26 protein-coding genes are annotated in these 23,836 nt (G+C 64.1%); 20 read left to right on the forward strand and 6 right to left on the reverse strand.

The annotated features are described in order from the left end of the window. The first annotated feature begins 145 nt into the window (after positions 1-145). Positions 146-1,816 carry an AMP-binding protein gene (locus tag AC25MA_RS19030; protein ID WP_486972306.1) on the forward strand — a complete coding sequence of 557 codons (1,671 nt, stop codon included), beginning with the start codon at positions 146-148 and terminating at the stop codon, positions 1,814-1,816. Here the strand turns inward: AC25MA_RS19030 and AC25MA_RS19035 are convergent. Together AC25MA_RS19035 and AC25MA_RS19040 are read right to left on the reverse strand one after the other, a co-directional pair. Then, positions 1,791-2,051, reverse strand: coding sequence for an acyl carrier protein (locus AC25MA_RS19035; RefSeq protein ID WP_062361090.1), 261 nt, complete (start codon positions 2,049-2,051; stop codon positions 1,791-1,793). The genes AC25MA_RS19030 and AC25MA_RS19035 overlap by 26 nt on opposite strands. 223 nt (positions 2,052-2,274) lie before the next feature. Then, positions 2,275-2,436 carry a hypothetical protein gene (locus tag AC25MA_RS19040; protein ID WP_167388392.1) on the reverse strand — a complete coding sequence of 54 codons (162 nt, stop codon included), beginning with the start codon at positions 2,434-2,436 and terminating at the stop codon, positions 2,275-2,277. A gap of 138 nt (positions 2,437-2,574) precedes the next feature. On the opposite strand from AC25MA_RS19040, the gene AC25MA_RS19045 reads away from it, so the two are divergent. The 7 genes from AC25MA_RS19045 (at position 2,575) to AC25MA_RS19075 (ending at position 13,682) form a co-directional block, all read left to right on the forward strand. Continuing rightward, entirely contained in the window at positions 2,575-4,593 is a 2,019-nt protein-coding gene (locus AC25MA_RS19045) for an alpha-1,4-glucan--maltose-1-phosphate maltosyltransferase (protein WP_486972307.1), read from the forward strand. 170 nt (positions 4,594-4,763) lie between these two features. Then, the gene (treS, locus tag AC25MA_RS19050) at positions 4,764-8,081 is read left to right on the forward strand and encodes a maltose alpha-D-glucosyltransferase (protein WP_232853819.1); all 3,318 of its coding nucleotides are present in this window, start codon (positions 4,764-4,766) and stop codon (positions 8,079-8,081) included. Further along, the gene (gene glgB, locus AC25MA_RS19055; RefSeq protein ID WP_486972308.1) at positions 8,082-10,292 is read left to right on the forward strand and encodes a 1,4-alpha-glucan branching protein GlgB; all 2,211 of its coding nucleotides are present in this window, start codon (positions 8,082-8,084) and stop codon (positions 10,290-10,292) included. It begins immediately after the preceding gene. A gap of 130 nt (positions 10,293-10,422) precedes the next feature. Continuing rightward, positions 10,423-10,743 (forward strand): hypothetical protein, encoded by a 321-nt coding sequence (locus AC25MA_RS19060; protein ID WP_028692506.1) that lies wholly within the window; start codon positions 10,423-10,425, stop codon positions 10,741-10,743. Positions 10,744-10,764: 21 nt separating this feature from the next. Continuing rightward, entirely contained in the window at positions 10,765-11,913 is a 1,149-nt protein-coding gene (locus AC25MA_RS19065) for a PQQ-dependent sugar dehydrogenase (RefSeq protein ID WP_486972309.1), read from the forward strand. 72 nt (positions 11,914-11,985) lie between these two features. Beyond that, complete coding sequence (zapE, locus tag AC25MA_RS19070; protein ID WP_486972310.1) at positions 11,986-13,086, forward strand: cell division protein ZapE; 1,101 nt, start codon at positions 11,986-11,988, stop codon at positions 13,084-13,086. Positions 13,087-13,097: 11 nt separating this feature from the next. After that, entirely contained in the window at positions 13,098-13,682 is a 585-nt protein-coding gene (locus tag AC25MA_RS19075) for a DinB family protein (protein ID WP_028692503.1), read from the forward strand. Between the two features lie 7 nt (positions 13,683-13,689). Here AC25MA_RS19075 and AC25MA_RS19080 read toward each other — a convergent pair whose 3' ends face one another. Then, positions 13,690-14,058: a CesT family type III secretion system chaperone gene (locus AC25MA_RS19080; RefSeq protein ID WP_028692502.1), complete on the reverse strand. Its 369-nt coding sequence runs from the start codon at positions 14,056-14,058 to the stop codon at positions 13,690-13,692. A 308-nt stretch (positions 14,059-14,366) separates the two neighbouring features. On the opposite strand from AC25MA_RS19080, the gene AC25MA_RS19085 reads away from it, so the two are divergent. Genes AC25MA_RS19085 through AC25MA_RS19140 form a run of 12 tightly spaced genes read left to right on the forward strand, consistent with a single transcriptional unit; the run spans position 14,367 to position 21,332 of the window. Further along, positions 14,367-15,140 carry a helix-turn-helix transcriptional regulator gene (locus AC25MA_RS19085; RefSeq protein ID WP_028692501.1) on the forward strand — a complete coding sequence of 258 codons (774 nt, stop codon included), beginning with the start codon at positions 14,367-14,369 and terminating at the stop codon, positions 15,138-15,140. Between the two features lie 32 nt (positions 15,141-15,172). Continuing rightward, a complete protein-coding gene (locus tag AC25MA_RS19090; RefSeq protein WP_486972311.1) occupies positions 15,173-15,595 on the forward strand; it encodes a CesT family type III secretion system chaperone in 423 nt (140 codons plus the stop codon). Then, entirely contained in the window at positions 15,592-17,103 is a 1,512-nt protein-coding gene (sctC, locus tag AC25MA_RS19095; RefSeq protein ID WP_088851405.1) for a type III secretion system outer membrane ring subunit SctC, read from the forward strand. The genes AC25MA_RS19090 and sctC overlap by 4 nt, the downstream gene beginning before the upstream one ends. 1 nt (position 17,104) lies before the next feature. Beyond that, positions 17,105-18,004: a type III secretion system inner membrane ring subunit SctD gene (gene sctD / locus AC25MA_RS19100; RefSeq protein WP_062361107.1), complete on the forward strand. Its 900-nt coding sequence runs from the start codon at positions 17,105-17,107 to the stop codon at positions 18,002-18,004. Next, on the forward strand, positions 17,994-18,191 hold the full coding sequence (locus AC25MA_RS19105; RefSeq protein WP_028692500.1) for an EscE/YscE/SsaE family type III secretion system needle protein co-chaperone: 198 nt from the start codon (positions 17,994-17,996) through the stop codon (positions 18,189-18,191). The genes sctD and AC25MA_RS19105 overlap by 11 nt, the downstream gene beginning before the upstream one ends. Before the next feature lies 1 nt (position 18,192). Continuing rightward, positions 18,193-18,453, forward strand: coding sequence for an EscF/YscF/HrpA family type III secretion system needle major subunit (locus tag AC25MA_RS19110; RefSeq protein WP_028692499.1), 261 nt, complete (start codon positions 18,193-18,195; stop codon positions 18,451-18,453). A 2-nt stretch (positions 18,454-18,455) separates the two neighbouring features. Further along, positions 18,456-18,806, forward strand: a complete 351-nt coding sequence (locus tag AC25MA_RS19115) for a YscG family type III secretion system chaperone (protein ID WP_028692498.1) — start codon at positions 18,456-18,458, stop codon at positions 18,804-18,806. Beyond that, the gene (locus tag AC25MA_RS19120) at positions 18,803-19,024 is read left to right on the forward strand and encodes a hypothetical protein (protein ID WP_182323335.1); all 222 of its coding nucleotides are present in this window, start codon (positions 18,803-18,805) and stop codon (positions 19,022-19,024) included. The genes AC25MA_RS19115 and AC25MA_RS19120 overlap by 4 nt, the downstream gene beginning before the upstream one ends. Continuing rightward, positions 19,021-19,359: a type III secretion system inner rod subunit SctI gene (sctI, locus tag AC25MA_RS19125; protein WP_028692496.1), complete on the forward strand. Its 339-nt coding sequence runs from the start codon at positions 19,021-19,023 to the stop codon at positions 19,357-19,359. Before AC25MA_RS19120 ends, sctI begins: the two co-directional genes overlap by 4 nt. Positions 19,360-19,366: 7 nt before the next feature. Next, entirely contained in the window at positions 19,367-20,107 is a 741-nt protein-coding gene (sctJ, locus tag AC25MA_RS19130; RefSeq protein ID WP_486972312.1) for a type III secretion system inner membrane ring lipoprotein SctJ, read from the forward strand. Beyond that, the gene (locus tag AC25MA_RS19135) at positions 20,104-20,718 is read left to right on the forward strand and encodes a SctK family type III secretion system sorting platform protein (protein ID WP_349738432.1); all 615 of its coding nucleotides are present in this window, start codon (positions 20,104-20,106) and stop codon (positions 20,716-20,718) included. Before sctJ ends, AC25MA_RS19135 begins: the two co-directional genes overlap by 4 nt. Then, the gene (locus AC25MA_RS19140; RefSeq protein ID WP_028692493.1) at positions 20,697-21,332 is read left to right on the forward strand and encodes an HrpE/YscL family type III secretion apparatus protein; all 636 of its coding nucleotides are present in this window, start codon (positions 20,697-20,699) and stop codon (positions 21,330-21,332) included. The genes AC25MA_RS19135 and AC25MA_RS19140 overlap by 22 nt, the downstream gene beginning before the upstream one ends. A gap of 409 nt (positions 21,333-21,741) precedes the next feature. Here AC25MA_RS19140 and sctU read toward each other — a convergent pair whose 3' ends face one another. The 3 genes from sctU to sctS are packed head-to-tail and all read right to left on the reverse strand — an operon-like array spanning position 21,742 to position 23,836. Then, on the reverse strand, positions 21,742-22,788 hold the full coding sequence (sctU, locus tag AC25MA_RS19145; protein WP_062361113.1) for a type III secretion system export apparatus subunit SctU: 1,047 nt from the start codon (positions 22,786-22,788) through the stop codon (positions 21,742-21,744). Further along, on the reverse strand, positions 22,785-23,573 hold the full coding sequence (sctT, locus tag AC25MA_RS19150) for a type III secretion system export apparatus subunit SctT (RefSeq protein WP_028692491.1): 789 nt from the start codon (positions 23,571-23,573) through the stop codon (positions 22,785-22,787). The genes sctU and sctT overlap by 4 nt, the downstream gene beginning before the upstream one ends. Further along, positions 23,570-23,836, reverse strand: a complete 267-nt coding sequence (gene sctS, locus AC25MA_RS19155) for a type III secretion system export apparatus subunit SctS (protein ID WP_486972313.1) — start codon at positions 23,834-23,836, stop codon at positions 23,570-23,572. Before sctS ends, sctT begins: the two co-directional genes overlap by 4 nt.

Below are 23,836 nucleotides of genomic sequence, written 5' to 3' on the forward strand. Positions count from 1 at the left end.
CCGTCATGTCTGCGGTTGACGTTAACGTAAACCTGCCTTCCGGGACTGTCAATCGCAACGTCACCTTTACGTAAACGTAAATCTGCGCCAGAGTAACGACCGCCTGCTTCAGTCATGCCCAGAACAACCACAAGAAGGGACAACCATGCCTCAACCAAGCTACACGCGCGGCCGTCAAGACAAACCCTTGCTCACCCTGACCATCGGCCAGGCCTTCGATGCCACCGTCGCCCTTCACGGCGAGCGCGAGGCGTTGGTGGTGCGCCACCAGGGAGTGCGCTACAGCTGGCGCGAGCTGGCCGCCGAGGTCGATGTGCACGCCCGGGCCTTGATGGCGCTGGGCGTGGAGGTGGGCGAGCGGGTCGGCATCTGGGCGCCCAACTGCGCCCAGTGGTGCATTCTGCAACTGGCCAGCGCCAAGGTCGGCGCCATCCTGGTCAACATCAATCCGGCCTATCGCGTGGGCGAGCTTGAATACGTGCTGCGCCAGTCCGGCTGCCGTTGGCTGGTGTGCGCCGATGCCTTCAAGTCCTCCAACTACCACGCGATGGTGCAGGAGTTGGTACCTGAGCTGGCGCTACATGCCGTGGGCGAGTTGGCCAGTGAGCGCCTGCCCGACCTGCGCGGGGTGATCAGCCTGGCCGCCGAGCCGCCCATGGGCTTCGTGCCCTGGACCGCGCTGGCTGGGCGGGCAGGGCAGGTGGAACCCGCCGTCTACGAATCCCGGCAGCAGGGCCTGCAGTTCGACCAGCCGGTGAACATCCAGTACACCTCCGGCACCACTGGCGCGCCCAAGGGCGCGACCCTGAGCCACTACAACCTGCTCAACAACGGCTACATGGTCGGCGAGAGCCTGGGCCTGACCGAGCAGGACCGCATGGTGATCCCGGTGCCGCTGTACCACTGTTTCGGCATGGTCATGGGCAATCTCGGCTGCATCACCCACGGCAGCACCCTGATCTACCCCAACGACGCCTTCGACGCCGAACTCACCCTGCGCGCAGTGGCCGAGGAGCGCGCCAGCATCCTCTATGGCGTGCCGACCATGTTCATCGCCATGCTCGATCACCCCAGCCGCCCCGTGCTGGACCTGTCCACACTGCGCAGCGGCATCATGGCTGGCGCCACCTGCCCGATCGAGGTGATGCGCAAGGTCATCGAGCAGATGCACATGGCCGAGGTGCAGATCGCCTACGGCATGACCGAGACCAGCCCCGTGTCGCTGCAGACCGGCCCGGACGATGGCCTGGAGCTGCGCGTGACCACCGTGGGCCGCACCCAGCCGCAGCTGGAGACCAAGCTGGTGGACGCTGAAGGGCGCATCGTTGCCCGGGGCGAGATCGGCGAGCTGTGCACCCGGGGCTACAGCGTGATGCTCGGCTACTGGGACAACCTGCAGGCCACCCATGACGCCATCGACCCGGCCGGGTGGATGCACACCGGCGACCTGGCGGTGATGGACGACGAAGGCTACGTGCGCATCGTCGGGCGCAACAAAGACATGATCATTCGCGGTGGCGAGAACATCTATCCGCGCGAGCTTGAGGAGTTCTTCCACACCCACCCGGCGGTGGCCGAGGCGCAGGTGGTGGGGATTCCGTGCAGCAAGTATGGCGAGGAGGTGGTGGCGTGGATTCGCCTGCATCCTGGGCACAGTGCCACGGCGGACGAGTTGCAGCAGTGGTGCAAGGCGCGGCTGGCGCATTTCAAGACGCCACGGCATTTCCGTTTTGTCGATGAATTTCCGATGACGGTGACGGGGAAGGTGCAGAAGTTCAGGATGCGTGAGATCAGCGTGGAGGAGCTGGGGGGCTAGGCATCGCCTTGTAGACCAGGTCGACCAGCTCGGCAAAGGTGGTGTAGGTCTGGACTTGATCGGGGATCAAGATGCCGAATGTTTCCTCCACGATGGCTTGCAGTTCCACCACGTCGAAACTGTCGGCGCCCAGTTCGTCCATGGCGATGTTCGGCCGGATCCGGTGCAGGCTCTGTTCGAGGAGGCCAGCGAGGATCCATTGCAGGTGGAAGGCGATGTAGAGGCGCGAGCGCATGCCGGAGGTGACCGTCAGAGGGTGGTGCTTCTCTGTACTTGGCTTCGTGATCGGGCGCCACTGGCAGAAATACCAGGTGTATCGGGCGCGGCTTTGTGCTTGTCAGGACCGGCCTCATCGCGGTGCACACCCGCTCCCACGCAGGCGACACGGCACTTGTGGGAGCGGGCTTGCCCGCGAGGGGCCAGTTCAGGCGGTCAACCTCTCACAACCTTGTCTATCCTCAAGCTTTCACTGGCGGCTCTTGGCTCGGCGGATCGCCCACGGTCGGCGGCACGGTTGGCTTGATCGGCAGCTCGTCCGGATCCTCCTCGGGCACCGGCGGCGGCAAGGTCGGGTCGTCGATGTTCGGGTCGGGTGTCTCCGGTGGAATGGGAATGTTCATGGGCCTGGCCTCGCGGGATGAATGAAGCGTTGTCGCAGGCTTTGACCCAGGCCTGCGCCCGACGCTCATTTTTTTTGAACCCCCGCGCGCCAACAGGGCTCTGAACCCTTACCGCCACCAGCCCAGGGGAGCAGGTCGATGTCTGGTAAAGAGCCGTTCGAAAGCGTGGCCATGGCTAACGATAACCCGGACCAGGCCATCAGCCTGGCCCAGGCGCTGCTGGCCCCGCGCATCGTGATCGAGGACGCAAGCCCGGTGCTCGACGGCGGCACCTTCGCCGCCAAGGCGGTGCGCGGGCACAAGGTCGAGGTGAGCGCCAAGGTCTACACCGACGGCCATGACCGCTTGGCGGTGAGCCTGAACTGGCGCCAGGCCCACAGCAGGCGCTGGCACTGCGTGGCAATGCACTCGCCGGGCAACGATCTGTGGCAGGCAGAGTTCACCCCCGCCGATCTGGGCTTGCACCTGTTCAGCATCGAGGCCTGGATCGACCCGTTCGCCACCTTCTGCCACGACCTGGAGAAGAAGTACGCCGCCGGTGTGGACGTGAAGCTCGAACTGGAGGAGGGCCGGCTGCTGCTGGGCCAGGGCATCGAGCGCAGCGACGGGCTGTTGCGCGAGCAGCTTGAACGGTTGCAACAGCGCCTGCCGGATTTGCTGGTGGATGACCAGGTGGCGTTGCTGTTGCATCCTGATGCCGCCCAGCTGATGGCCGAGGCCGAGCACCGCAGTTACCTCACCCGAAGCCGCGAATTTGCCGTGGACGTGGACCGCGAGGCGGCGCTGTTCGCCAGCTGGTACGAGCTGTTCCCGCGCTCTGTCACCGACGATCCTGAACGTCATGGCACGTTCAATGACGTGCACCAGCGCCTGCCGATGGTCCGCGACATGGGCTTCGACGTGCTGTACTTCCCGCCGATCCACCCCATCGGCATGAAGCACCGCAAGGGCCGCAACAATGCCTTGCAGGCCGAGCCCGGTGACCCCGGCAGTCCCTACGCCATCGGCAGCCCCGAGGGTGGGCACGATGCCATCCACCCGCAGCTGGGCAGCCGCGAGGACTTCCGCCGGCTGGTCGCCGCCGCCGCCGAGCATGGGCTGGAGATCGCCCTGGATTTCGCCATCCAGTGCTCCCAGGACCACCCCTGGCTCACGCAGCACCCCGGCTGGTTCAGCTGGCGGCCCGATGGCAGCATCCGCTACGCCGAGAACCCGCCGAAGAAGTACCAGGACATCGTCAACGTCGACTTCTACGCCCCTGAATCGGTGCCGAGCCTGTGGCTGGCCTTGCGCGACGTGGTGGTCGGCTGGGTGGAGGAGGGCGTGAAGACCTTCCGTGTCGACAACCCGCACACCAAGCCGCTGCCGTTCTGGCAATGGCTGATCGCCAATGTGCGTAGCCAGTACCCCGAGGTGATCTTCCTCGCCGAGGCCTTCACGCGCCCGGCGATGATGGCGCGCCTGGGCAAGGTGGGCTACGCGCAGAGCTACACCTACTTCACCTGGCGCAATACCAAGCAAGAGCTTCGTGAATACGTCGAGGAGCTCAACCAGCCGCCGTGGAGCCAGTGCTACCGGCCCAACTTCTTCGTCAACACGCCGGATATCAATCCGTTCTTCCTGCAGACCTCGGGCCGTGCCGGCTTTCTTATCCGCGCCGCGCTGGCGACCATGGGCTCGGGCCTCTGGGGCATGTACTCGGGTTTCGAGCTGTGTGAAGGCACGCCGCTGCCGGGCAAGGAGGAGTACCTGGATTCGGAGAAGTACGAGATCCGCCCGCGCGAATTCACCCAGCCCGGCAACATTGTCGCCGAGATCGCCCAGCTCAACCGCATCCGTCGGCAGAACCGCGCCCTGCAGACCCACCTGGGGGTGGTGTTCCTCAACTGCTGGAACGACAACATTCTCTACTTCGCCAAGCGCACGCCCGAGCGTGACAACTTCATCCTCGTGGCCATCAGCCTCGACCCGCACAATGCCCAGGAGGCCAGCTTCGAGTTGCCGCTATGGGAGCTGGGGCTGGACGATAACGCCGATACCCAGGGCGAGGATCTGATGAATGGCCACCGTTGGACCTGGCATGGCAAGACCCAGTGGATGCGCATCGAGCCGTGGCACCAGCCGTTTGGTATCTGGCGCATAGAAAAGCTGCGCTAATCCCCTGTAGGCGCGGCCTTGCCGAGGCGTCGGACCAGTCGGAAAGGGGCGCAAAGCGGCCTCAGGTTCTTAGCGACATGACAGATTGCTGGGGCTGCTACGCAGCCCTTTCGCGACACAAGGCCGCTCCTACAGGGTGCGTGTCGAAACGGAAATGAAAGGAGTCCCCAATGGCCAAGCGTTCCCGCCCGGCAGCCTTCATCGACGATCCGCTGTGGTACAAGGACGCAGTGATCTACCAACTGCACGTAAAATCGTTCTTCGACGCGAACAACGACGGCATCGGCGATTTCGCAGGCCTGATCGGCAAGCTCGACTACATCGCCGAACTGGGCGTCAACACCCTCTGGCTGCTGCCGTTCTATCCCTCGCCACGGCGCGACGACGGCTATGACATCGCCGAGTACAAGGCCGTGCACCCCGACTACGGCAGCATGGCCGACGCCAGGCGCTTCATCGCCGAGGCGCACAAGCGCGGCCTGCGGGTGATCACTGAGCTGGTCATCAACCACACCTCCGACCAGCACCCCTGGTTCCAGCGCGCCCGGCATGCCAAGCGTGGGAGCAAGGCCCGGGACTTCTACGTGTGGTCGGACGATGACCAGAAGTACGATGGCACGCGGATCATTTTCCTCGACACCGAGAAATCCAACTGGACCTGGGACCCGGTGGCCGGCCAGTACTTCTGGCACCGCTTCTACTCGCACCAGCCGGACCTCAATTTCGACAACCCGCAAGTGCTCAAGGCAGTAATCGGGGTGATGCGCTTCTGGCTCGACATCGGCGTCGATGGCCTGCGCCTGGACGCCATCCCCTACCTGATCGAGCGCGACGGCACCAATAACGAGAACCTCCCCGAAACCCACACCGTGCTCAAGGCCATCCGCGCCGAGATTGATGCCAACTACCCCGACCGCATGCTCCTGGCCGAGGCCAACCAGTGGCCCGAGGACACCCGCCCGTACTTCGGCGAGGGCGACGGCGACGAATGCCACATGGCCTTCCACTTCCCGTTGATGCCGCGCATGTACATGGCCCTGGCCATGGAAGACCGCTTCCCGATCACCGACATCCTGCGCCAGACCCCGGAGATCCCGGCCAACTGCCAGTGGGCGATCTTCCTGCGCAACCACGATGAGCTGACCCTGGAGATGGTCACCGACCGCGAGCGCGACTACCTGTGGAACTACTACGCCGAGGACCGCCGCGCACGCATCAACTTAGGAATTCGCCGGCGCTTGGCACCGCTGCTGCAACGCGACCGGCGGCGCATCGAGCTGCTCACCAGCCTGCTGCTGTCGATGCCCGGCACGCCGACGCTGTACTACGGCGACGAACTGGGCATGGGCGACAACATCTACCTGGGCGACCGCGATGGCGTGCGCACCCCCATGCAGTGGTCGCCGGACCGCAACGGCGGTTTCTCCCGGGCCGATCCGCAGCGCCTGGTGTTGCCGCCGATCATGGACCCGCTGTACGGTTACCAGACCATCAACGTCGAAGCCCAGGCCCACGACCCGCATTCGCTGCTCAATTGGAACCGCCGGCTGCTGGCGGTGCGCAAGCAGCAGAAGGCCTTTGGCCGTGGCAGTCTGAAGATGCTCACGCCGAGCAATCGCCGGGTGCTGGCGTACATCCGCGAATACACCGATGCCGACGGCAACAGCGAAATCGTGCTGTGCGTGGCCAACGTCTCGCGGGCGGCCCAGGCGGCGGAGTTGGAACTGTCGCAGTACGCCGACAAGGTGCCGGTGGAGATGCTTGGCGGCAGCGCCTTCCCGCCCATCGGCCAGCTGCCGTTCCTGTTGACCCTGCCGCCCTATGGCTTTTACTGGTTCGTGCTGGCCAGTCACGACCGCATGCCCAGCTGGCATGTCCAGCCTGCCGAGGGGCTGCCCGAGCTGACCACCCTGGTGCTGCGCAAGCGCATGGAGGAACTGCTCGAGTCGCCCTCCCGCGAAACCTTGCAGGCGTCGATCCTGCCGCAGTACCTGCCCAAGCGTCGCTGGTTCGCCGGCAAGGAAGGGCCGATCGACCAGGTGCGCCTGCGCTATGGCGTGCGCTTCGCCACCCCGGCGCTGCCGGTGCTGCTGGGCGAGCTGGAGGTGCACAGCGAAGGCGTGGTCACCCACTACCAACTGCCCTTCGGCCTGTTGCCAGAGGAGCAGATCAATGCCGCGCTGCCTCAGCAGCTGGCGCTGTCGCGGGTACGCCGCGGCCGCCAGGTGGGGCTGATCACCGATGCGTTCGTGCTTGAACCCTTCATCCGCGCCGTGCTCCAGGGCTGCCAGGACGGCCTGCGGCTGGGCTGTGGCGATGGCCTGGGCGAGTTGCGCTTCCACAGCACCGAGCAGTTGGCCGCGCTGCAGCTCGATGCGCAGAGCGAGGTGCGCTACCTGGGCGCCGAGCAATCCAACAGTTCGGTGGTGGTCGGTGGCAGCCTGGTGCTCAAGTTGATCCGTCGGGTCAATCCGGGCACTCACCCGGAGCTGGAGATGAGCGCCTACCTGACCGCCGCCGGCTTTGCCAATATCTCCCCGTTGCTGGCCTGGGTCAGTCGCGTGGATGAGAGCGAGCAGCCGCACCTGCTGATGATCGCCCAGGGCTACCTGAGCAATCAGGGTGATGCCTGGGACTGGACGCAGAACACCCTGGAGCGGGCGATCCGCGACCAGATGGAGCCCGGCAACGTCGAGCCGGAGGCGCATACCGATGCCCTGGCCGAGCTGACGGGGTTTGCCGCCTTGCTCGGCCAACGTCTGGGCGAGATGCACGTGCTGCTGGCTGCGCCGAGCGACGACACAGCGTTCCAGTCCCGCCCGAGCGATGCCAGGGACAGCGAGCGCTGGAGCCGGCAGATCAGCGCCGAACTGACCCGCGCCCTCGACCTGCTGGCCCAGCACCGTGACACCCTTGACCGCGACAGCCAGGCGCTGGTCGACGATCTGCAGCAACAGCGCGACGGCCTGCGTCAGCACGTCGACAACCTCGCCCGTCAAGCCCAGGGCGGCTTGCTGATGCGCGTGCACGGCGACCTGCACCTGGGCCAGGTACTGGTGGTGCAGGGCGATGCCTACCTGATCGATTTCGAGGGCGAGCCGGCGCGCCCGCTCGACGAGCGTCGGGCGAAGCACAGCCCGTACAAGGATGTCAGCGGCGTGCTGCGCTCCTTCGACTATGCTGCTGCGATGATCCTGCGCAGCGCCTCGGCGGTAGACCTCTCCGAGGCGGCGCGCCAGGCCCGCCAGCGGGTCGCCCGGCAGTACCTGCACCAGTCGCGTCACGCTTTCGTCGAGGCCTACGGGCTGGCCACCGCCGCCATGCCCCACGCCTGGCAGCAGGCCGAGGGCGAGCGCGCCGCGCTGGAACTGTTCTGCCTGGAGAAAGCCGCCTACGAAATCACCTATGAAGCCGAAAACCGGCCTAACTGGCTGGCCGTGCCTTTGCATGGCCTGCATGGACTGATCAGTACCTGGGGAGAGTCTTAGATGAATGCAACCACGCGTGACAACGGCGGCCTTCGGCAACGGGACCTCGATGCCCTGGCCCGCGCCGAGCACGCCGATCCATTCGCCGTGCTGGGTCCCCATGACGATGGGGCGGGCGGCCTGTTCGTCCGCGCTTTCCTGCCCAATGCCCTGAATGCACGCCTGCTGGCGCGCCATGACGGGCAGGTGCTTGCCGAAATGGTGCAGGGCAGCGTGCCGGGGCTGTTCACCGCGCACCTCGATGAGGCACGGGCCTACCTGCTGCAGATCGGCTGGGCCGGTGGCGAGCAGGTCACCGAGGACCCTTACAGCTTTGGTCCGCAACTGGGCGACATGGACCTCTACCTGTTCGCCGAAGGCAATCACCGCGACCTGTCCGGGCGTTTCGGCGCCCAGCCGACCGTGGTCGACGGTGTCGCGGGCGTGTGCTTTTCGGTGTGGGCGCCCAGTGCCCGGCGGGTCTCGGTGGTCGGCGACTTCAACAACTGGGATGGCCGCCGTCACCCCATGCGCCTGCGCCACAGTGCCGGGGTGTGGGAACTGTTCGTGCCCAGGCTCGGCGTGGGCGAGACCTACAAGTTCGAGGTGCTGGGCGCGGACGGCGTGCTGCCGCTCAAGGCCGACCCCCTGGCCCGCGCCACGGAGCTGCCGCCGAGCACCGCCTCGAAGGTGGCCGGCGCCCTGGCCCACGACTGGCGCGACGGCCAATGGATGGAGCAGCGTGCCCAGCGCCACGCCTACAGCGCGCCGCTGTCGATCTACGAATTGCACGCCGGCTCCTGGCGTTGCGAGCTGGACGATGCCGGCGAAGTCGCGCGCTTCTACAACTGGCGCGAGCTGGCCGAGCGCCTGGTGCCCTACGTGCAGGAGCTGGGCTTCACCCATATCGAACTGATGCCGATCATGGAACACCCTTTCGGCGGCTCCTGGGGTTACCAGCCGCTGTCGCTGTTCGCGCCGACTTCGCGCTATGGCAGCGCCGAGGACTTCGCCTTCTTCGTCGATGCCTGCCACCAGGGTGGCATCGGCGTGATCCTCGATTGGGTGCCGGCGCATTTTCCCACCGACGAGCATGGCCTGGCGCGTTTCGACGGCACCGCCCTGTACGAGTACGACAACCCGCTGGAAGGCTTCCACCAGGACTGGAACACGTTGATCTACAACCTCGGGCGCAACGAGGTGCGCGGCTTCATGCTGGCCTCGGCGCTGCACTGGCTCAAGCACTTCCACATCGACGGCCTGCGCGTGGACGCTGTGGCCTCGATGCTCTACCGCGACTATTCGCGCAAGGCCGGCGAGTGGGTGCCCAACCGCCACGGCGGGCGCGAGAACCTCGAAGCCATCGACTTCATCCGCCACCTCAATGGTGTCGCCGCCCACGAAGTGCCGGGCGCGCTGATCATCGCCGAGGAATCCACTGCCTGGCCCGGGGTCAGCCAGCCGGTGCAGCAGGGCGGACTGGGTTTTGCCTACAAGTGGAACATGGGCTGGATGCACGACACCTTGCACTACATCCAGAACGACCCGGTGCACCGCACCTATCATCACAACGAGATGAGCTTCGGGCTGATCTACGCCTATTCCGAGCATTTCATCCTGCCGATTTCCCACGACGAAGTGGTCCACGGCAAGCACTCGCTGATCGACAAGATGCCCGGCGATCGCTGGCAGAAGTTCGCCAACCTGCGGGCGTACCTGGCGTTCATGTGGACCCACCCGGGCAAGAAGCTGCTGTTCATGGGCTGCGAGTTCGGCCAGTGGCGCGAGTGGAACCACGACCAGCAACTGGACTGGTACCTGCTGCAGTACTCCGAGCACCAGGGCGTGCAGAAGCTGGTGGCCGACCTCAACCGGCTGTACCGTGAACGGCCGGCGCTGCACGAACAGGACTGCCGGGCCCAGGGCTTCCAGTGGCTGATCGGCGACGATGCGCACAACAGTGTGTACGCCTGGTTGCGCTGGAGCAGCCAGGGCGAGCCTCTGTTGGTGGTGGCCAACTTCACCCCGGTGCCGCGGGAGGGCTACCGGATCGGCGTGCCGTTCGGTGACCGCTGGCAGGAGCTGCTCAACAGCGACGCCGGGCTGTATGCCGGATCGAATGTGGGGAATCTCGGCGGGGTGGCCAGCGAGGCGATCGCCAGCCATGGCCAGCCGTTATCGCTGGCGCTGAACCTGCCGCCATTGGGGGTATTGGTGATGAGCCCCGCCTGATGGCGGCGTCGCCAGTAGAGAGAGGGGCCATACTGAAACATCAGGACCCAAATTCATCCTTTTGCCATCAGGCCGGCGCGTCCTAGGCTAACCCACCTAGGCGCGCGACCTTTCCTACCAGAGGTGAAGCATGAATCCTACCTTGCCAATGCTGGGCCTTGGCTGGTTGCTGGCCCTGCCGCTGCAGGCGGCGCCCCTGCCAGGGCCGTTGCTGGCCGCCAATGACAGCAACAATCCATACAACAGCCCGATCATGCGCGCCAACCCCAACAGCCGCCAGGGCAGCGTGCCCGCCACGCCACCGGTGCGCGGCCCCTCCACGCAACCCAATCCGCGCCCGCCGACCCTGGACAACCGCGGTATCGGCAATGGCGACAACCTGCGGCGCGAGCAGCAAACCCCGAATCTGGAACCCACCCGGCCACCACGTGACACCCAGCGCGTGCCGTGAGCCCCTTCGAAGGAGTCGAGCATGACGCCACGCATCTTGATGATCTCCCTGGCGGCCGCCAGTCTGTTTCCCGTATTGGCCCAGGCGGCCGCCGAGCAGCAGTTTCCCAGCGAGGAGGGGCAACTGACCGTCAGTACCGTCGCCGACGGCCTGCGCAATCCGTGGGCCCTGGCCTTCCTGCCGGGTGGCAAGGACATGCTGGTCAGCGAGCGCCCCGGCAACCTGCGTATTGTCAGCGCCGAGGGCAAGGTGGGCCCACCGCTCTCTGGCGTGCCCAAGGTGTGGGCCGAAGGGCAGGGCGGCCTGCTCGATGTGGTGTTGTCGCCGGACTTCGCCAAGGATCGAACGGTCTATCTGTCGTTCGCCGAAGAAGGCCCCGACGGCAAGGCCGGGACTGCGGTCGGCCGTGGCCAGCTGTCGCAGGACCGGGCGCGTCTGGAAAACTTCACGGTGATTTTCCGCCAGCAGCCCAAGCTCTCAGAAGGCAATCACTTCGGTTCGCGGCTGGTGTTCGACCGTGACGGCTACCTGTTCATCGCCCTGGGCGAGAACAACCAGCGGCCCACCGCCCAGGACCTGGACAAGCTGCAGGGCAAGGTCGTGCGTATCCTGCCCGATGGCGAAGTGCCCAAGGACAATCCCTTCGTCGGCCGCGACAACGTGCGCCCGCAGATCTGGTCGTTCGGCCACCGCAACCAGCAGGGCGCGGCCCTGAATCCCTGGACCGGGCAACTGTGGACCCACGAGCACGGCCCCCGTGGCGGCGACGAGATCAACATCCCGCGGCCAGGCAAGAACTACGGTTGGCCGATCGCCACCCACGGCATCAACTACTCGCTGTTGCCGATCCCGGAGGCCAAGGGCAAGCATGTCGAGGGCATGGTAGACCCGCACCATGTGTGGGAGAAATCGCCGGGCATCAGCGGCATGGCGTTCTATGACAGCCCGACCTTCAAGGCGTGGGACCACAACCTGTTCATCGGCGCGCTGGCGACCCGGGAGTTGATCCGCCTGCAGCTTGATGGCGACAAGATCGTGCATGAAGAGCGCTTGCTGGGCGAACTCAAGGCGCGGATCCGTGACGTGCGGGTTGGGCCGGATGGCTATGTGTATGTGCTGACCGATGCCAAGGATGGGGCATTGCTGAAGGTGGGGTTGAAAGACGATTGATGCCGGTGAGGGCCTGTCGCGTGGCAGCAGGCGCGCCCGCGACAAGGCCGAAAGTGTCGTACCATGGCGGGCATGACGCCCGAATCCTTCTACCAGCAAGCACTCATCGAACGCGGTTTCTTTCCTGATCCGGCTCAGGCGGCGGCCGTCACTGCATTGCAGGGCTGCTTCGATGCCCTGGTCCAGGGCAAGCCGACCCAGGGCCTTTACCTCTGGGGCCCGGTCGGCCGCGGCAAGACCTGGTTGATGGACCTGTTCCACCGGTGCCTGCCGCTACCCGCCCGGCGCCAGCATTTCCACCACTTCATGGCCTGGGTCCACCAGCGTCTGTTCCAGCTCAACGGCACCGCCGACCCGCTCAAGGCCTTGGCTCGAGCGTTGGCCGGCGAGATCCGCGTCTTGTGTTTCGACGAGCTGTTCGTCAGCGATATCGGTGACGCGATCATCCTCGGACGGCTGTTCCAGGAGCTGTTCGACGAGGGCGTGGTGATCGTCGCCACGTCCAACCAGCCCCCCGATCAGTTGTATCGCGACGGTTTCAACCGTGAACGCTTCCTGCCGGCCATCGCCGCCATCGAGCGGCACATGCGGGTGCTGTCGGTGACTGGCGAGCAGGACCATCGCCTGCATCCAGGAGCATGGCGGCAGCGCTACTGGGTGGCGCCGGCGGGAGCTGGCGGGGCGCTGGCTGCGGTGTTCGAACAGTTGAGCCCGGATGATCCCGGCAGCGAGCAGACCGTGCAGATCGGTTCGCGCCATGTGCGGGTCGTGCGCCACAGCCCCCGGGCGCTCTGGTGCCGATTCGCCGATCTGTGCGAGCAGCCCCTGGCCGCCATGGACTTCATGGCGTTGTGCGACCGTTTTCCGGCCATTCTGGTAAGTGAGGTGCCGGCCCTGGGCGGCGTGCAACAGGCCGGGCGTATCGCCCGTGGCACCGAGGATGGCGCGGCCCGGGTCGAGGCCGGCGATCGCCAGCTGCCGACCCTGGCGCCCAAGGATGACAGCGTGCGCCGTTTCATCGCGCTGGTCGACGAGTGCTACGACCGTCGGGTGGCGTTGTACCTGGAGGCCGAGGTCCCGCTGGAAGCGCTCTACACTCAAGGGTATCTGGCGTTCCCGTACCAACGGACCCTGAGCCGGCTACGGGAGATGCAACTGCAACGCTTCGCCTGAAGGAGCCGACCATGGAGCCGCTGTCGCATCATCTGCTGACCCAGGCCTACAACAATGGCTGGGCCAACCACCGCCTGTACAAGGCTTGCCTGCAACTGACCCAGGACGAGTTCGTCGCCCCCCGTTGCAGCTTCTTTCCCTCGATCAAGGCTACCCTCAACCACCTGTTGACGGTGGACTGGTTCTACCTGGATGCCCTGGAGTGCGAGCAGCGCGGTGAAGCTCCCGATCCGGATGGCGAGCGTTTCTTTGTGCCTGAGCAACCCTTTGCCACCTGCACCGACCTGCAAGCTCAGCAGGTTCAGGCCGATCAGCGACTGATCACCTATTGCCGGCAATTGCGTGACGACCAGCTCGGACGTTATGTCAGCATCGTGCGGCCAGAACGGATGCAGCATGAGTCGCGTCTGCGCTTGCTGTCGCACCTGTTCGAGCACCAGATCCACCACCGTGGCCAGGTCCACGCGATGCTCAGCGACACGGCGGTAAGGCCTCCGCAACTCGACGAGTTCTTCTGCGAGGAGGAGGCGTCGCTGCGCGCCGAGGACTTTGCCGCTCTGGGATGGAGCGAGGCGCAGATCTGGGCGCAGCGCTGAACGCTGCTCAGGGCGTTTCGCTGTCGGCCAGGTCGTGGGCGCCCTGAACCAATTGTTCCAATTGGTGATGCACCATGGCGCGGTCCATTTTTACCAGGGGCTGGCGGTTCCATAGCACATGCATGCCCGTGAGCGGATCGACTCCGAGCATGGGTTTGCAGAGTTCCTGGCAGAACAGGTTCTGCTGACCCCAGCATACGCCATCGATGGCGGGAAGTTCGATGAACATCAGTAACTGGTCGGCAGGGTGCTCGGTCACGTTGCACACATGGGGGCCTACCCGCAGGCTGATCACGGGCTCGAAGGCCACAGGGGGCTCCAGTTTCAAGGCCGCGTACAGCTGGGTCAGTGCATAGTCATAGTTCTTGCCTGGCATGGCGAGTTCTCGTTGGAGGGGGCCGCCACGGTAACGATCATGCCGCATGCTCGACTATCGGAGGCTGTCGTCGTTTTTTAGCTGTTGGCTTGCGTCCGCCTTCTGCCGTGCGCCAGGTTCCGTGAACTTCCTACAAGCAATGGCGAAATACCTCCACCCATACGAGGACAATCCCTGCGTTCAAGCATGGGAGGGCATTGTAGCCTATGGCCATGTCTACACCCGTTGAGCTTCGACGTGGTGTGTAAAGGGCTCTACGGGAAGTAAGGCCTGGTGCGAGAGGGATTTCTCCAGTTGAGGACTGGTGAGTGCAAGGGCGGCAGTTGGATGTTGTCGGGGCGGGTTTTGCATCCCAAGGGCAGGAAGGCTTCTACGCGATCATGACCGGTGAGCTGGCCGTACGCGAAAAAGACAATGTCATCGATCTACAGGCCGGCGAACTGCTATTCGTCAAGCGCGGCACCTACCTGGTGGCGATCCGATGGCAGGCGTGCCAAGTCCTGTGGCTGCCGCTGGATGTGAATTTCGTGCAGGCGTTCATGCAGCGTCACGGTAAGGAATTGAGCCATCTCGAGCGCTACGATAAACCCTGTGTGAATGCCCTGCGCCTTCAGCCCTGCAGCATGGCGCGGGAGTGCGTGACCCGTCTGGCGGCGCTCGGTGGCGAAGGGCCTGCGTCGATGCTGGCAATGCTGCGTCTTGAGGAGCTGCTGCTGTTGCTGGTGTTCGGGGCGCAAGGTCGGACGCTGCTGGCGGCTCTGCGCCAACAGGGCAATCGCCATGTTGATCGGCTGCACGCCTTCATGGAGCAGAACTACCTGCGCGAGTGGCGCCTGGACCAGTACGCCGAGGCCTTCGGGCTGGGCCTGACGGCGTTCAAGAGCCTGTTCTGCTCCTTCTACAACTGCTCGCCACGCGCCTGGATCACCGAACGTAGGATCGTCCATGCGCATCACCTGTTACTTAACACGCGCATGAGCATTGTCGACATCGCCATGGAAAGCGGCTTTTCCAGCCAGTCGTATTTCAGCCAGAGCTACCGTCGGCGCTTCGGTTGCACGCCCAGCGACGCCCGTCGCTAGACGCCCCCCGATCTCGCATGGACAAGACCCGCATGAACAGACTTCCAATGCAGTTGGCCCGCCGCCTGGGCATGGCGCCCTGGCTGGCCGATGACGCTGGCAGCTACCACCTGTGCATCGATGGCCATGGCCTGTGGCTTGAACCGCGGGGCGTACAGCTGATGGTCCGCAGCTCGCTATCGTCGGTGGTCGGGCATGGCGCCAGTCTCGATCATCAGGCGCTGAGCCGCCTGATGGGCATGGTCACTGCCTGGGCTGCGCATTGCCCACAGCGGTTGGCGCTGACGCCTGACTCAGAGCTCATGCTCGAGGCTTGGATCGACGTGTCACAGGGCGATGTCGACACCCTCGAGCAGGTGCTTGGGGTTCAGGTCGCCCTGCTGAATGTCCTGTGCGCGCAACGCTGCAGCCAAACACCTGTGATTATCCGAGGGCCCAGCGTATGGCTGCCATGAGATCGCTTGCCACCGGTTTGGCAGTCCTGCTGGTCAGTTTATTCGCCGAGGGCGAGCCGCTGGATTGGGCTGACGAGCCGTTCCACTATATCGCTCAGGGCGAGAGTCTGCGTGACGTGCTGACCAATTTTGCCGCCAACTACCAGGGTTCGGTGGTGGTCAGTGACAAGGTCAGGGACCAGGTGAGCGCCACGTTCGAGCAGCCGGATCCGCAGGCGTTTCTCGAGCAGGTCGCGGTGCTCTACAACCTGGCCTGGTACTACGACGGCGCGGTGCTGCATGTCGACAAATCGAGCGAAGTCCAGACACGGCTGATCCACCTGGACAAGGTGCGCGAGCCGCAACTGCGCGTCGCGCTCCAAGAAGGTGGTGGCTGGACCTCGCGCTTTGCCTGGCGCGCCGCAGCAAGTGGACGGCTGGTGTACGCGTCAGGACCGCCCCGCTATCTGGACCGGGTCGAGCAGACGGTCAAGGCCCTGGAGCAGCAGGCGAGTCTGCAGGACGAACTGGGCGGCAACCTCAGCGTCGAGGTGATCCCGCTCAGGCATGCGATGGCCGAGGATCGTGAGATCGACTATCGCGATCAGAAGGTGGCGGTGCCTGGCGTGGCCACGATCCTCTCCCGGGTGCTGGCCGATGCCAATGTGGTGTCGGTGGAAGGCCAATCCATGGGGGAGGGGGCACAGGTTCGCGCAGGTCGGGCCGTGGTCCAGGCCGAGCCGTCGCTCAATGCCATCATCGTGCGTGATCACGCCGAGCGCCTGCCCATGTATCGACGGCTGGTGATGGCGTTGGACCGGCCTGCTGCTCGGATCGAGGTAGGCCTGACAATCCTCGATATCAACGCTGAACACCTGGATGAGCTGGGCGTGGAGTGGCAGTTCGGTATCGGCAAGCATCAGCTGGTGGACCTTCGTACCCGAGCGGGCGTATCGGAAACCACGTTGACCGGCAGCCTGGTAGATAGTCGGGGCTTGAACCGGCTGTTGGCCAAGGTGACCCTGATGCAGGGCGAGGGCCATGCCCAGGTGGTGTCGCGACCGACCTTGCTGACCCAGGAAAATACCCTGGCGGTGATTGATCACAGTGAAACCTACTATGTACGGGTGATGGGTGAACGCGTTGCCGAGCTCAAGGCGATCACCTACGGCACCTTGCTGAAGATGACGCCACGTCTGATCCGCAGTGCGGACCGGCCGGAAATCAGCCTTAGCCTGCATATCGAGGACGGTAGCCAGAAGCCCAACAGCACCGGGCCCGACGGCATCCCCACCATCAGCCGCACGGTCATCGACACGCTGGCCCGGGTCGATCTCGGACAGAGCCTGATGATCGGCGGCATCCATCGCGACGAGACCAGCGAAAGCATCCGCAAGGTCCCGCTGCTGGGTGACATTCCCTTCCTGGGCGCCTTGTTCCGTTATCAGTCGAGCAACACCCGTCGTTCGGTCCGGCTGTTCCTGATCGAGCCGAGGCTGATTGATTCCGGGCTTGGCGAGCGTGCCTGAAATGACCTGGAAATTGCGGATCTACAGTGGTCTGAATGCCGGCGCCGAGGTGTCCTTGATGTCGGGGCGGGTGGTCATCGGTGCCGATCCTGCCCTGGCCGACCTGGTCCTGGTGGATACAGGCATCGCTGCCGTGCACCTGGTGCTGATGGTCGAGCCCCATGGCGTGCGCCTGCTGGAGTGGGGGTCGGCTGAACCACCTACCCAGGACGGGCGGGAGGTGGCTGCGGATGTCGAGCTGCAGGCCTTGGCGATTCAAGGTTGTGGTCCGTTGCGCTGGGCATTTGGCAACCAGGACGAAGTGTTCAGCGAGCGGCTTGTGGTGCAGGCCCCTGCGCCCTGGATAGGGCGCGGCTGGTTCATGGTGCCCGGCGCCGGTCTGATCTTACTGCTCGTTTTGCTTACCCGATTGTTGGTGCCCGAGGCAGAGGCACAGGACACGCCGGCAGCAGTGATTGCCCCAGTCGAGCAACCCGCTCAACCCCAGGAGCAAGCCCGGACGCGGCTGGCGCAGCTGCTGCGCGACTGGCGACTGGAGGATGCCTTGAGCGTGTCGGACCAGGGGCACGCCCTGGTGTTGCGCGGGGCGCTGCGCGAGCGCCAGCTTCAGGACTACCAGAACCTTCAGCGACAGTACCGCGAGGCATTTGGCGACTACCCGTCGTTGCGGTTGGTCGACGAGGGCAGGGCACCTTCCGCGAAACTCGATTTCCCTGTTCGAGGCGTTTCACTGGGGCGGTTGCCTTACGTGACGCTGACCGACAACCGCCGTTATCCAGTGGGGGCACTGATGCCCTCCGGCATTCGCATCCTGGCCATCGATGGGCAGGCGATCACGCTGAGCAAGGGCGGTCGGGACTATGTGATCAACCTGAAGGAGAGACCGGCGGATGATGGATGAACTCATGCGGGAGGTGCGTGACCGACGCAAGCAGGCACGCATGTTCTCCGTGCTGGAGCACGCACGGCAGGCCTGCGCCAGGCAGCTGTCTGAGCCGCTGCCACCCCCTGCGTTCCAGCGCTTGCACCACCAACTGGCAGCCCTTGACGCAGCCTTGAAGATACTCGAAAAACTGGAGGAATACTGAAATGACAACGATCAGCAGCGGGTTCCACGACGGTACCAGCAACACCATGGACATGGTCCACGAGGGCATGGTCAAGCAGGCAAGGCAGGCCAACAAGGCGGTTCTCGACTCCCTGCAGAAGCTCAACGAGAAAAGTGACGATCCCGCTTTGCTGGCTGATATGCGTCATCGCTCGAACATCTGGTCGAACGTGTTCCAGGTCGACGCGACCCTGGGCCAGACCTTCAAGAACACCATCAGCAGCATTCTGCAGAAGTTCTGAGCATGAACCATTCCGTGAACAATCTGCTGGCCCGCCTGGGCCTGCTGGGTGTCGAGCATCGTCACCATGAAGAGGCGCTTTGCATCGCGCAGTGGCTGGCCCGGGAGCCTGAGACAATGGAAGCTGCCTGTGCGATACGTACTGCCTGCCTGATGGGGCTGGGGCGTTGCGAAGAAGCCTTGGCGCAGGGCAACCAGGCGCCTTGGCCATCGCTGGGGCCTTGGTTGGCGCTGTGTGAGCGTCAGTTGGGCTATATGGCAGCCCTCGAGCGGCGGCTTGAGGGCATGGCGCAGAGCGGTAATCCTGATCTGGTTCACTTTGCCCAGGGCATGCGCGCCCAGGTGGTGGCATGAGTCCGCTGGCCTCGACGCTTGTGTTTGCTGGACAAGTTGCACAGATCGCGATGCACGTGCACAGCGATCAGGATGCTGCCGAGTTCCAGGCAAGCCTTGTTGAACATCAACCTCGCGAGCAGGTGTATTCGGAACTGACACAGCAAACGAGGCTGCAAGTGTTCGCCATGGCGATGGACCTGCTGAATGATTCCTTCACGGTGGAGGGAGGCTCATGAGTGGTATCACCGAGGTGACCCAGATGGTCACCGATCTGCAGTCGCTGGCGGCACCGGCTGCCGACTCCCGGCAGGTGGCCGAGTTCGAGCAAGCGCTATCCGGCGCCTCCGGCAGCCCCGGGGATGGACTGCTGCACCAGATAGGTCAGCTCCACCAGCAGCATGCAGAAGCCCGGCTGAGCGCGCAGGCCAGTCTGGTCTCGCGCACGGGGGATCCCGTGGCACTGATGGATGCTCACTGGGCACTGATTCGCACAAACCTGCAGGTGGAGTTGATCGCCAAGGGCGTGGGGCGCACCACGCAGAACATCGAAACTCTCATGAAAGCCCAATAGGTGCCCTGTGAAAAGATCATGGCAGTGCGTGCTGCTTCTGGCGGTGCTGGCGCTGGGGGGATGCAGGGTCGAGCTTTACCTCGGCCTCGGCCAGCGCGAGGCCAACGAGATGCTCGCGGTGTTGGACAGCGAGGGCATCGACGCGGTGAAGGCCCAGGACAAGGATGGCAAGGTGAAGATCCTAATCGACGAAGCCGACATCGGCCACGCGGTGGCGGCGCTCAAGCGTCAAGGCTATCCGCGGGAAATGTTTTCCACGGTCAATGATGTGTTCCCCCGCGACAGTCTGATCTCCTCGCCGTTGGAAGAGCAGGCGCGGCTGACCTATGTGAAGTACCAGGAGCTGTCGCGGACCCTGTCGGAGATCGATGGCGTGTTGGTGGCCCGGGTGCATGTGGTGCTTCCGGAGCCCCGTGATGGACTGCGCACGCAGAACGGAGCGGCGTCGGCGTCCATCTTTATCAAGCACGCGGCGGATGCGGCGCTGGGGATGTACATCGGGCAGATGAAGCAGCTGTTGAGCAACAGTATCGAAGGCCTGGACTACGAGCGCATCAGCGTGGTGCTGGTACCGTCTACCCAGGCGCGTCAACCACTGGCGGGCCCGCGCCATGTCACGCTGTTGTCGATTCAGGTTCTGGAAGGCTCGCGCTGGCGCTTGCTCACGCTGCTGGGTGTGCTGCTGGGGATGCTGGTGCTGAGCAACCTGGCGCAGTACCTGTGGTGGCATCAGCGGGCACGCAGATGACCGAATTCCAGCTTCGCTATTGCCCGGCGAATTACTTGCACTTGAACCATTGTCCTGGAGCCCTGAGCCAGGTAGCCCCGGCATTGCCGCTTTGGCGGGAGAGTTGCACGCTCAACGGTTGGCTGATGTCTGTGCTGGGACTGTCCGAACCTTTCGACGTGCCAGAACGGCTCGGTAAGCTGGCTTATTATCCGCAGCCGGTGTTTGAGCGGGTGCTGTCAAGTTTGGGGGGACTGCTGCATGGTCGGGCCATCAAGCAGCTGCTCGACCCTGAAGGTCAGACGCGGTTGCGCCAGGCGCTCGACCTGCAAGACCTTCGCTATTGCCTGGAAAAGTGGCCTCTGGTCATCGGCCCTTGGCCTGCCGGCTGGCAACAGGTATTGCCAGCCGGCGACCTGGATGCGTACCTGCCCGGTTGTGGATTGGCATTCTGGCTGCAGGCATGCGGCGAGGTCGATCCAGGGTTCGCTCGGCGCATGGCCATGCGCCTGCCAGGCATGACTGCTGTGCCAACTTGGCCGATGGACGCTGAGCAACGCGACTTGGCCCGCACCCTTTGCCTGAAAGTGGCCCGAGACAGGAGCCCGGAATGTTGCCATTTATTGAATTGAATGAGGCCCGGCCGATGATCGACCCGAGCCTGAACGTATTGCGCAGCGCTGACTATCAGCAGTACCTCGATGCCCGCGGACTGACCGACAACGCATGTCAGCGTGCCCGTGATATCGATGCTCGGGCCGATGCGGTGCTTGAGGAGCATCAGCGGCTCGGACGGGAGGTCGGGCTGGAAATGGCCGCCATCGAGCAGGCGGCGTTGCTGCACGGGACACGTTTGCACTGCGACGCGTTCTATCGCCAGGTCGACCGGCAGATGAGCGAGGTGGTGCGCCAGGCCGTGTGCAAGGTGCTGGGGGAATACCCTGATATCGAGCTTACATTGGCTGCGACCCGTCAGGCGCTGGCGCAGGTTCAGCCACGGGAAGCACTGTTGCTGCACGTAAGGCCCGATCAGTTGTCCGAGGTTAGCCAGCGTTTGGATGAAGTGCTCGCGCTATATCCCGAGGTCGGGTCTGTCGAGGTATGCGCCGATGCCAGGCTTGCGCGAGGCGGATGTCGTCTGGAGACCGCAGGCTGCGTGATCAATGCCAGTATCGAAGGGCAGTTGGCCGCGTTGCAGCGGGCGCTGACGCAACGGAACCTTGATGATGAGGCTGGAGCGCCATGAACGAAGCCGTGCTGGCCGCAGCCGCGCGGGCGCTCCATGATGATCAGGAGCGTGATGCGTTACTCCAGGTGTTTTGGAAACAGCTTCGCCAGCCTGCTCGGAATCTGGCGAGGGAGAGAGCAGAAGCCATGCCTGTTCGCCGGCCACTGCCTCAGCGAGGGATCCTGGTCTAGTGTGGTGTATCACAAATAGTGACCATAACTCACGGCGCTTTTTGCGCTCATGCGGGGTTGAAAACAGGCTCGGAATGTTCATTTACAACCCGTGAAATCGAGCACGACTTCGGCCGTTCCTCGCCTGTTTTCGCCTTGTCTGATCGCCACTCGGCTACTGTTCGTACAAACCCCGGGCTTCCAACTCCGATTGTCCTGGACCTGTGGGATAGGGGTTGCCAGTGGTTTGCGGTTATCTATGCAATCTTCTCTTGCGCCTGCAACCAGCGAATCACCTCAGCGACCGGCTGGATCAAGTCACCTGGAATGTACTGCTCCACCAGGCTATCCGCGAACAGCGCCCGGGCCAGGGGAATACGTTCGAGCACCGGTATCCCTTCCTCTTCGGCGATCCGCCGGACCAGCAGGGCCTGTTCGTCGGTGTACTTGAGGGTGACCAACGGCAGGGGCGTTTCCCCGGGCCTGTAGCGCAGGCCCACGGCGATATGGGTCGGGTTGGCGACGATGACCGACGAGCGCCTGACGTCCGCGCGCAGCGTGCCGTTGTGTATCTCGCGATGGCGCTTGCGACGCTCGCGCTTGAGCTCCGGGGCACCCTCCATCTCCTTGTGCTCGCGCTTGACCTCTTCCTTGCTCATGCGCAGCTGTTTCAGATGTTGCCAGCGTTCAAGACCATAGTCGGCCGCCGAGATCGCCAGGAAACCCACGGCACAGACCCCGATAAGGTTGCCCATCAGGCTGCCCAGCAACGGCAGGATGCACTCGATGCCGCACGACGGCACCCGCAGCAGCGTGCGCAGCTGATCGCTGAGCAGGCCAATCACCAGCGCGCCGAGCAGCAGGACCTTGAGCGCCGACTTGAGAAAATCGAGCAGGTTCCTGATCGAGAAGATCCGCGTCACCCCCTCCAGCGGGCTGACTTTTTTCAGGTCAGGTGTGAGCGATTGGCCGCTGAAGACGAAACCGGTCTGCAGCAGGTTGCCGGCGATGGCGGCCAGCACCGCGGTCAAAAGGAACGGCAAGGTGAGCCATAGCAACTCATGCAGCAGTTGCTTCAGCATCAGCTCCAGCGCTTGGCGAAAGGGCAGATGGAGCAGGGGGGCGGGCAGCATCATCAGCTCACCAAGATGCCCGAGAAAGTAGTCGGGAAAGCCCATGGGCAACGCGACCAGGCTCAGGATGAGTACAGTGGAGACCAGCTCCTTGCTCTTGGCCACCTGGCCGTTGCGGCGCGCATCGCGCAATTTCGCTTGCGTGGGTTGTTCGGTCTTTTCGGTGCTCATGGCTGCTCCAGCAAAGGGCCGAGCAGGCGTACCTTGGACAGTGCGATGAAAACCTGGCTTTCGGCCTGCGTCATCAGCAGGAACAGGTACGGCACCAGCAGCGCGCTGCAGACCAGGCTTTTGATCGGCATGGACAGGATGAACACGTTCAGTGACGGTGCGAAGCGGCTGACCAGGGCGAGGCCGAATTCGGCGAGGAACATGGCAATCAGCAATGGCGCTGCGAACAGCACGCAGAGACTCAGCAGGTAGTCGAACTGGGCCAGGAAGAACGTATTCCACTGGTCGCCGATGTACGGGTAGAAGCTTGCCACCGGCCAGCTGGCATAGCTGCCCAGCAGCGCCCCCAGCAGCCCCAGAAAGGCGCCGCCGGTGAAGAACAAGGTAACGAGCGTCTGCGCCAGGAAGGCGCCGGTGGGGCTGGTCTGGCTGCCCAGAAGCGGGTTGAGGGTGGAGGCCAGGGTGGCGCCGCGCTGGTTGTCGATGAGAAAGCCGCAGGCCTCCAGGGCCCAGAACGGGATGGCCACCACGAAGCCCAGCAGCAGGCCGAGCAGCACTTCCTTGCCGATCAGCAGCCCCAGCTGTAATCCGTCCAGCGCAACGGGTAGGGTACCGGCCACGCTGGGGTAGATGAACAGGGCCAGCGAACAGGCCACGCCATTGCGCACCAGCGCGCCGCCCAGTACCTGCTTGCCGAGGATCGGCAGCAGCAGAAAACAGCCGAACAACCGGGGCAGGATCAGGCTGAAGCCCAGCAGCATCTGTTCAAGCGTCTGGACCGTCATCGTGCCGAGGAAATTCGGTTGAGCATCAGATCGGTGTAGCGGTACAACTCGCTGCCCATCCAGTCGGCAGTGACGAACAGGGTGACGACCACCGCCACCAGCTTGGCGACAAAACCTAGGGTCTGCTCCTGTACCTGGGTCAACGCCTGTACCAGGGAAACCAGGGTACCGACCAGCGCGGCCATCAGCACCGTCGGCAGCGACAGGACCAGCACCAGCCACAGCGACTGGGTGGCGAAGTGCAGAACTTCGGTATTGCCCAT

The organism is Pseudomonas sp. P65(2024), assembly GCF_057480955.1.

Excerpts from the sequence above, each read along its gene's own strand:
- sctS (WP_486972313.1), bottom strand. The coding sequence starts at position 23,836 with ATGGGCAATACCGAAGTTCTGCACTTCGCCACCCAGTCGCTGTGGCTG.
- sctI (WP_028692496.1), top strand. The coding sequence starts at position 19,021 with ATGAGTGGTATCACCGAGGTGACCCAGATGGTCACCGATCTGCAGTCG.
- AC25MA_RS19105 (WP_028692500.1), top strand. The coding sequence starts at position 17,994 with ATGATGGATGAACTCATGCGGGAGGTGCGTGACCGACGCAAGCAGGCA.
- AC25MA_RS19135 (WP_349738432.1), top strand. The coding sequence starts at position 20,104 with ATGACCGAATTCCAGCTTCGCTATTGCCCGGCGAATTACTTGCACTTG.
- AC25MA_RS19040 (WP_167388392.1), bottom strand. The coding sequence starts at position 2,436 with ATGAACATTCCCATTCCACCGGAGACACCCGACCCGAACATCGACGAC.
- AC25MA_RS19120 (WP_182323335.1), top strand. The coding sequence starts at position 18,803 with ATGAGTCCGCTGGCCTCGACGCTTGTGTTTGCTGGACAAGTTGCACAG.
- AC25MA_RS19060 (WP_028692506.1), top strand. The coding sequence starts at position 10,423 with ATGAATCCTACCTTGCCAATGCTGGGCCTTGGCTGGTTGCTGGCCCTG.
- sctD (WP_062361107.1), top strand. The coding sequence starts at position 17,105 with ATGACCTGGAAATTGCGGATCTACAGTGGTCTGAATGCCGGCGCCGAG.
- sctT (WP_028692491.1), bottom strand. The coding sequence starts at position 23,573 with ATGACGGTCCAGACGCTTGAACAGATGCTGCTGGGCTTCAGCCTGATC.
- AC25MA_RS19045 (WP_486972307.1), top strand. The coding sequence starts at position 2,575 with ATGTCTGGTAAAGAGCCGTTCGAAAGCGTGGCCATGGCTAACGATAAC.
- AC25MA_RS19110 (WP_028692499.1), top strand. The coding sequence starts at position 18,193 with ATGACAACGATCAGCAGCGGGTTCCACGACGGTACCAGCAACACCATG.
- AC25MA_RS19115 (WP_028692498.1), top strand. The coding sequence starts at position 18,456 with ATGAACCATTCCGTGAACAATCTGCTGGCCCGCCTGGGCCTGCTGGGT.
- treS (WP_232853819.1), top strand. The coding sequence starts at position 4,764 with ATGGCCAAGCGTTCCCGCCCGGCAGCCTTCATCGACGATCCGCTGTGG.
- AC25MA_RS19035 (WP_062361090.1), bottom strand. The coding sequence starts at position 2,051 with ATGCGCTCGCGCCTCTACATCGCCTTCCACCTGCAATGGATCCTCGCT.
- AC25MA_RS19090 (WP_486972311.1), top strand. The coding sequence starts at position 15,173 with ATGAACAGACTTCCAATGCAGTTGGCCCGCCGCCTGGGCATGGCGCCC.
- AC25MA_RS19080 (WP_028692502.1), bottom strand. The coding sequence starts at position 14,058 with ATGCCAGGCAAGAACTATGACTATGCACTGACCCAGCTGTACGCGGCC.
- AC25MA_RS19075 (WP_028692503.1), top strand. The coding sequence starts at position 13,098 with ATGGAGCCGCTGTCGCATCATCTGCTGACCCAGGCCTACAACAATGGC.
- AC25MA_RS19030 (WP_486972306.1), top strand. The coding sequence starts at position 146 with ATGCCTCAACCAAGCTACACGCGCGGCCGTCAAGACAAACCCTTGCTC.
- sctC (WP_088851405.1), top strand. The coding sequence starts at position 15,592 with ATGAGATCGCTTGCCACCGGTTTGGCAGTCCTGCTGGTCAGTTTATTC.
- glgB (WP_486972308.1), top strand. The coding sequence starts at position 8,082 with ATGAATGCAACCACGCGTGACAACGGCGGCCTTCGGCAACGGGACCTC.
- AC25MA_RS19065 (WP_486972309.1), top strand. The coding sequence starts at position 10,765 with ATGACGCCACGCATCTTGATGATCTCCCTGGCGGCCGCCAGTCTGTTT.
- zapE (WP_486972310.1), top strand. The coding sequence starts at position 11,986 with ATGACGCCCGAATCCTTCTACCAGCAAGCACTCATCGAACGCGGTTTC.
- sctU (WP_062361113.1), bottom strand. The coding sequence starts at position 22,788 with ATGAGCACCGAAAAGACCGAACAACCCACGCAAGCGAAATTGCGCGAT.
- AC25MA_RS19140 (WP_028692493.1), top strand. The coding sequence starts at position 20,697 with ATGTTGCCATTTATTGAATTGAATGAGGCCCGGCCGATGATCGACCCG.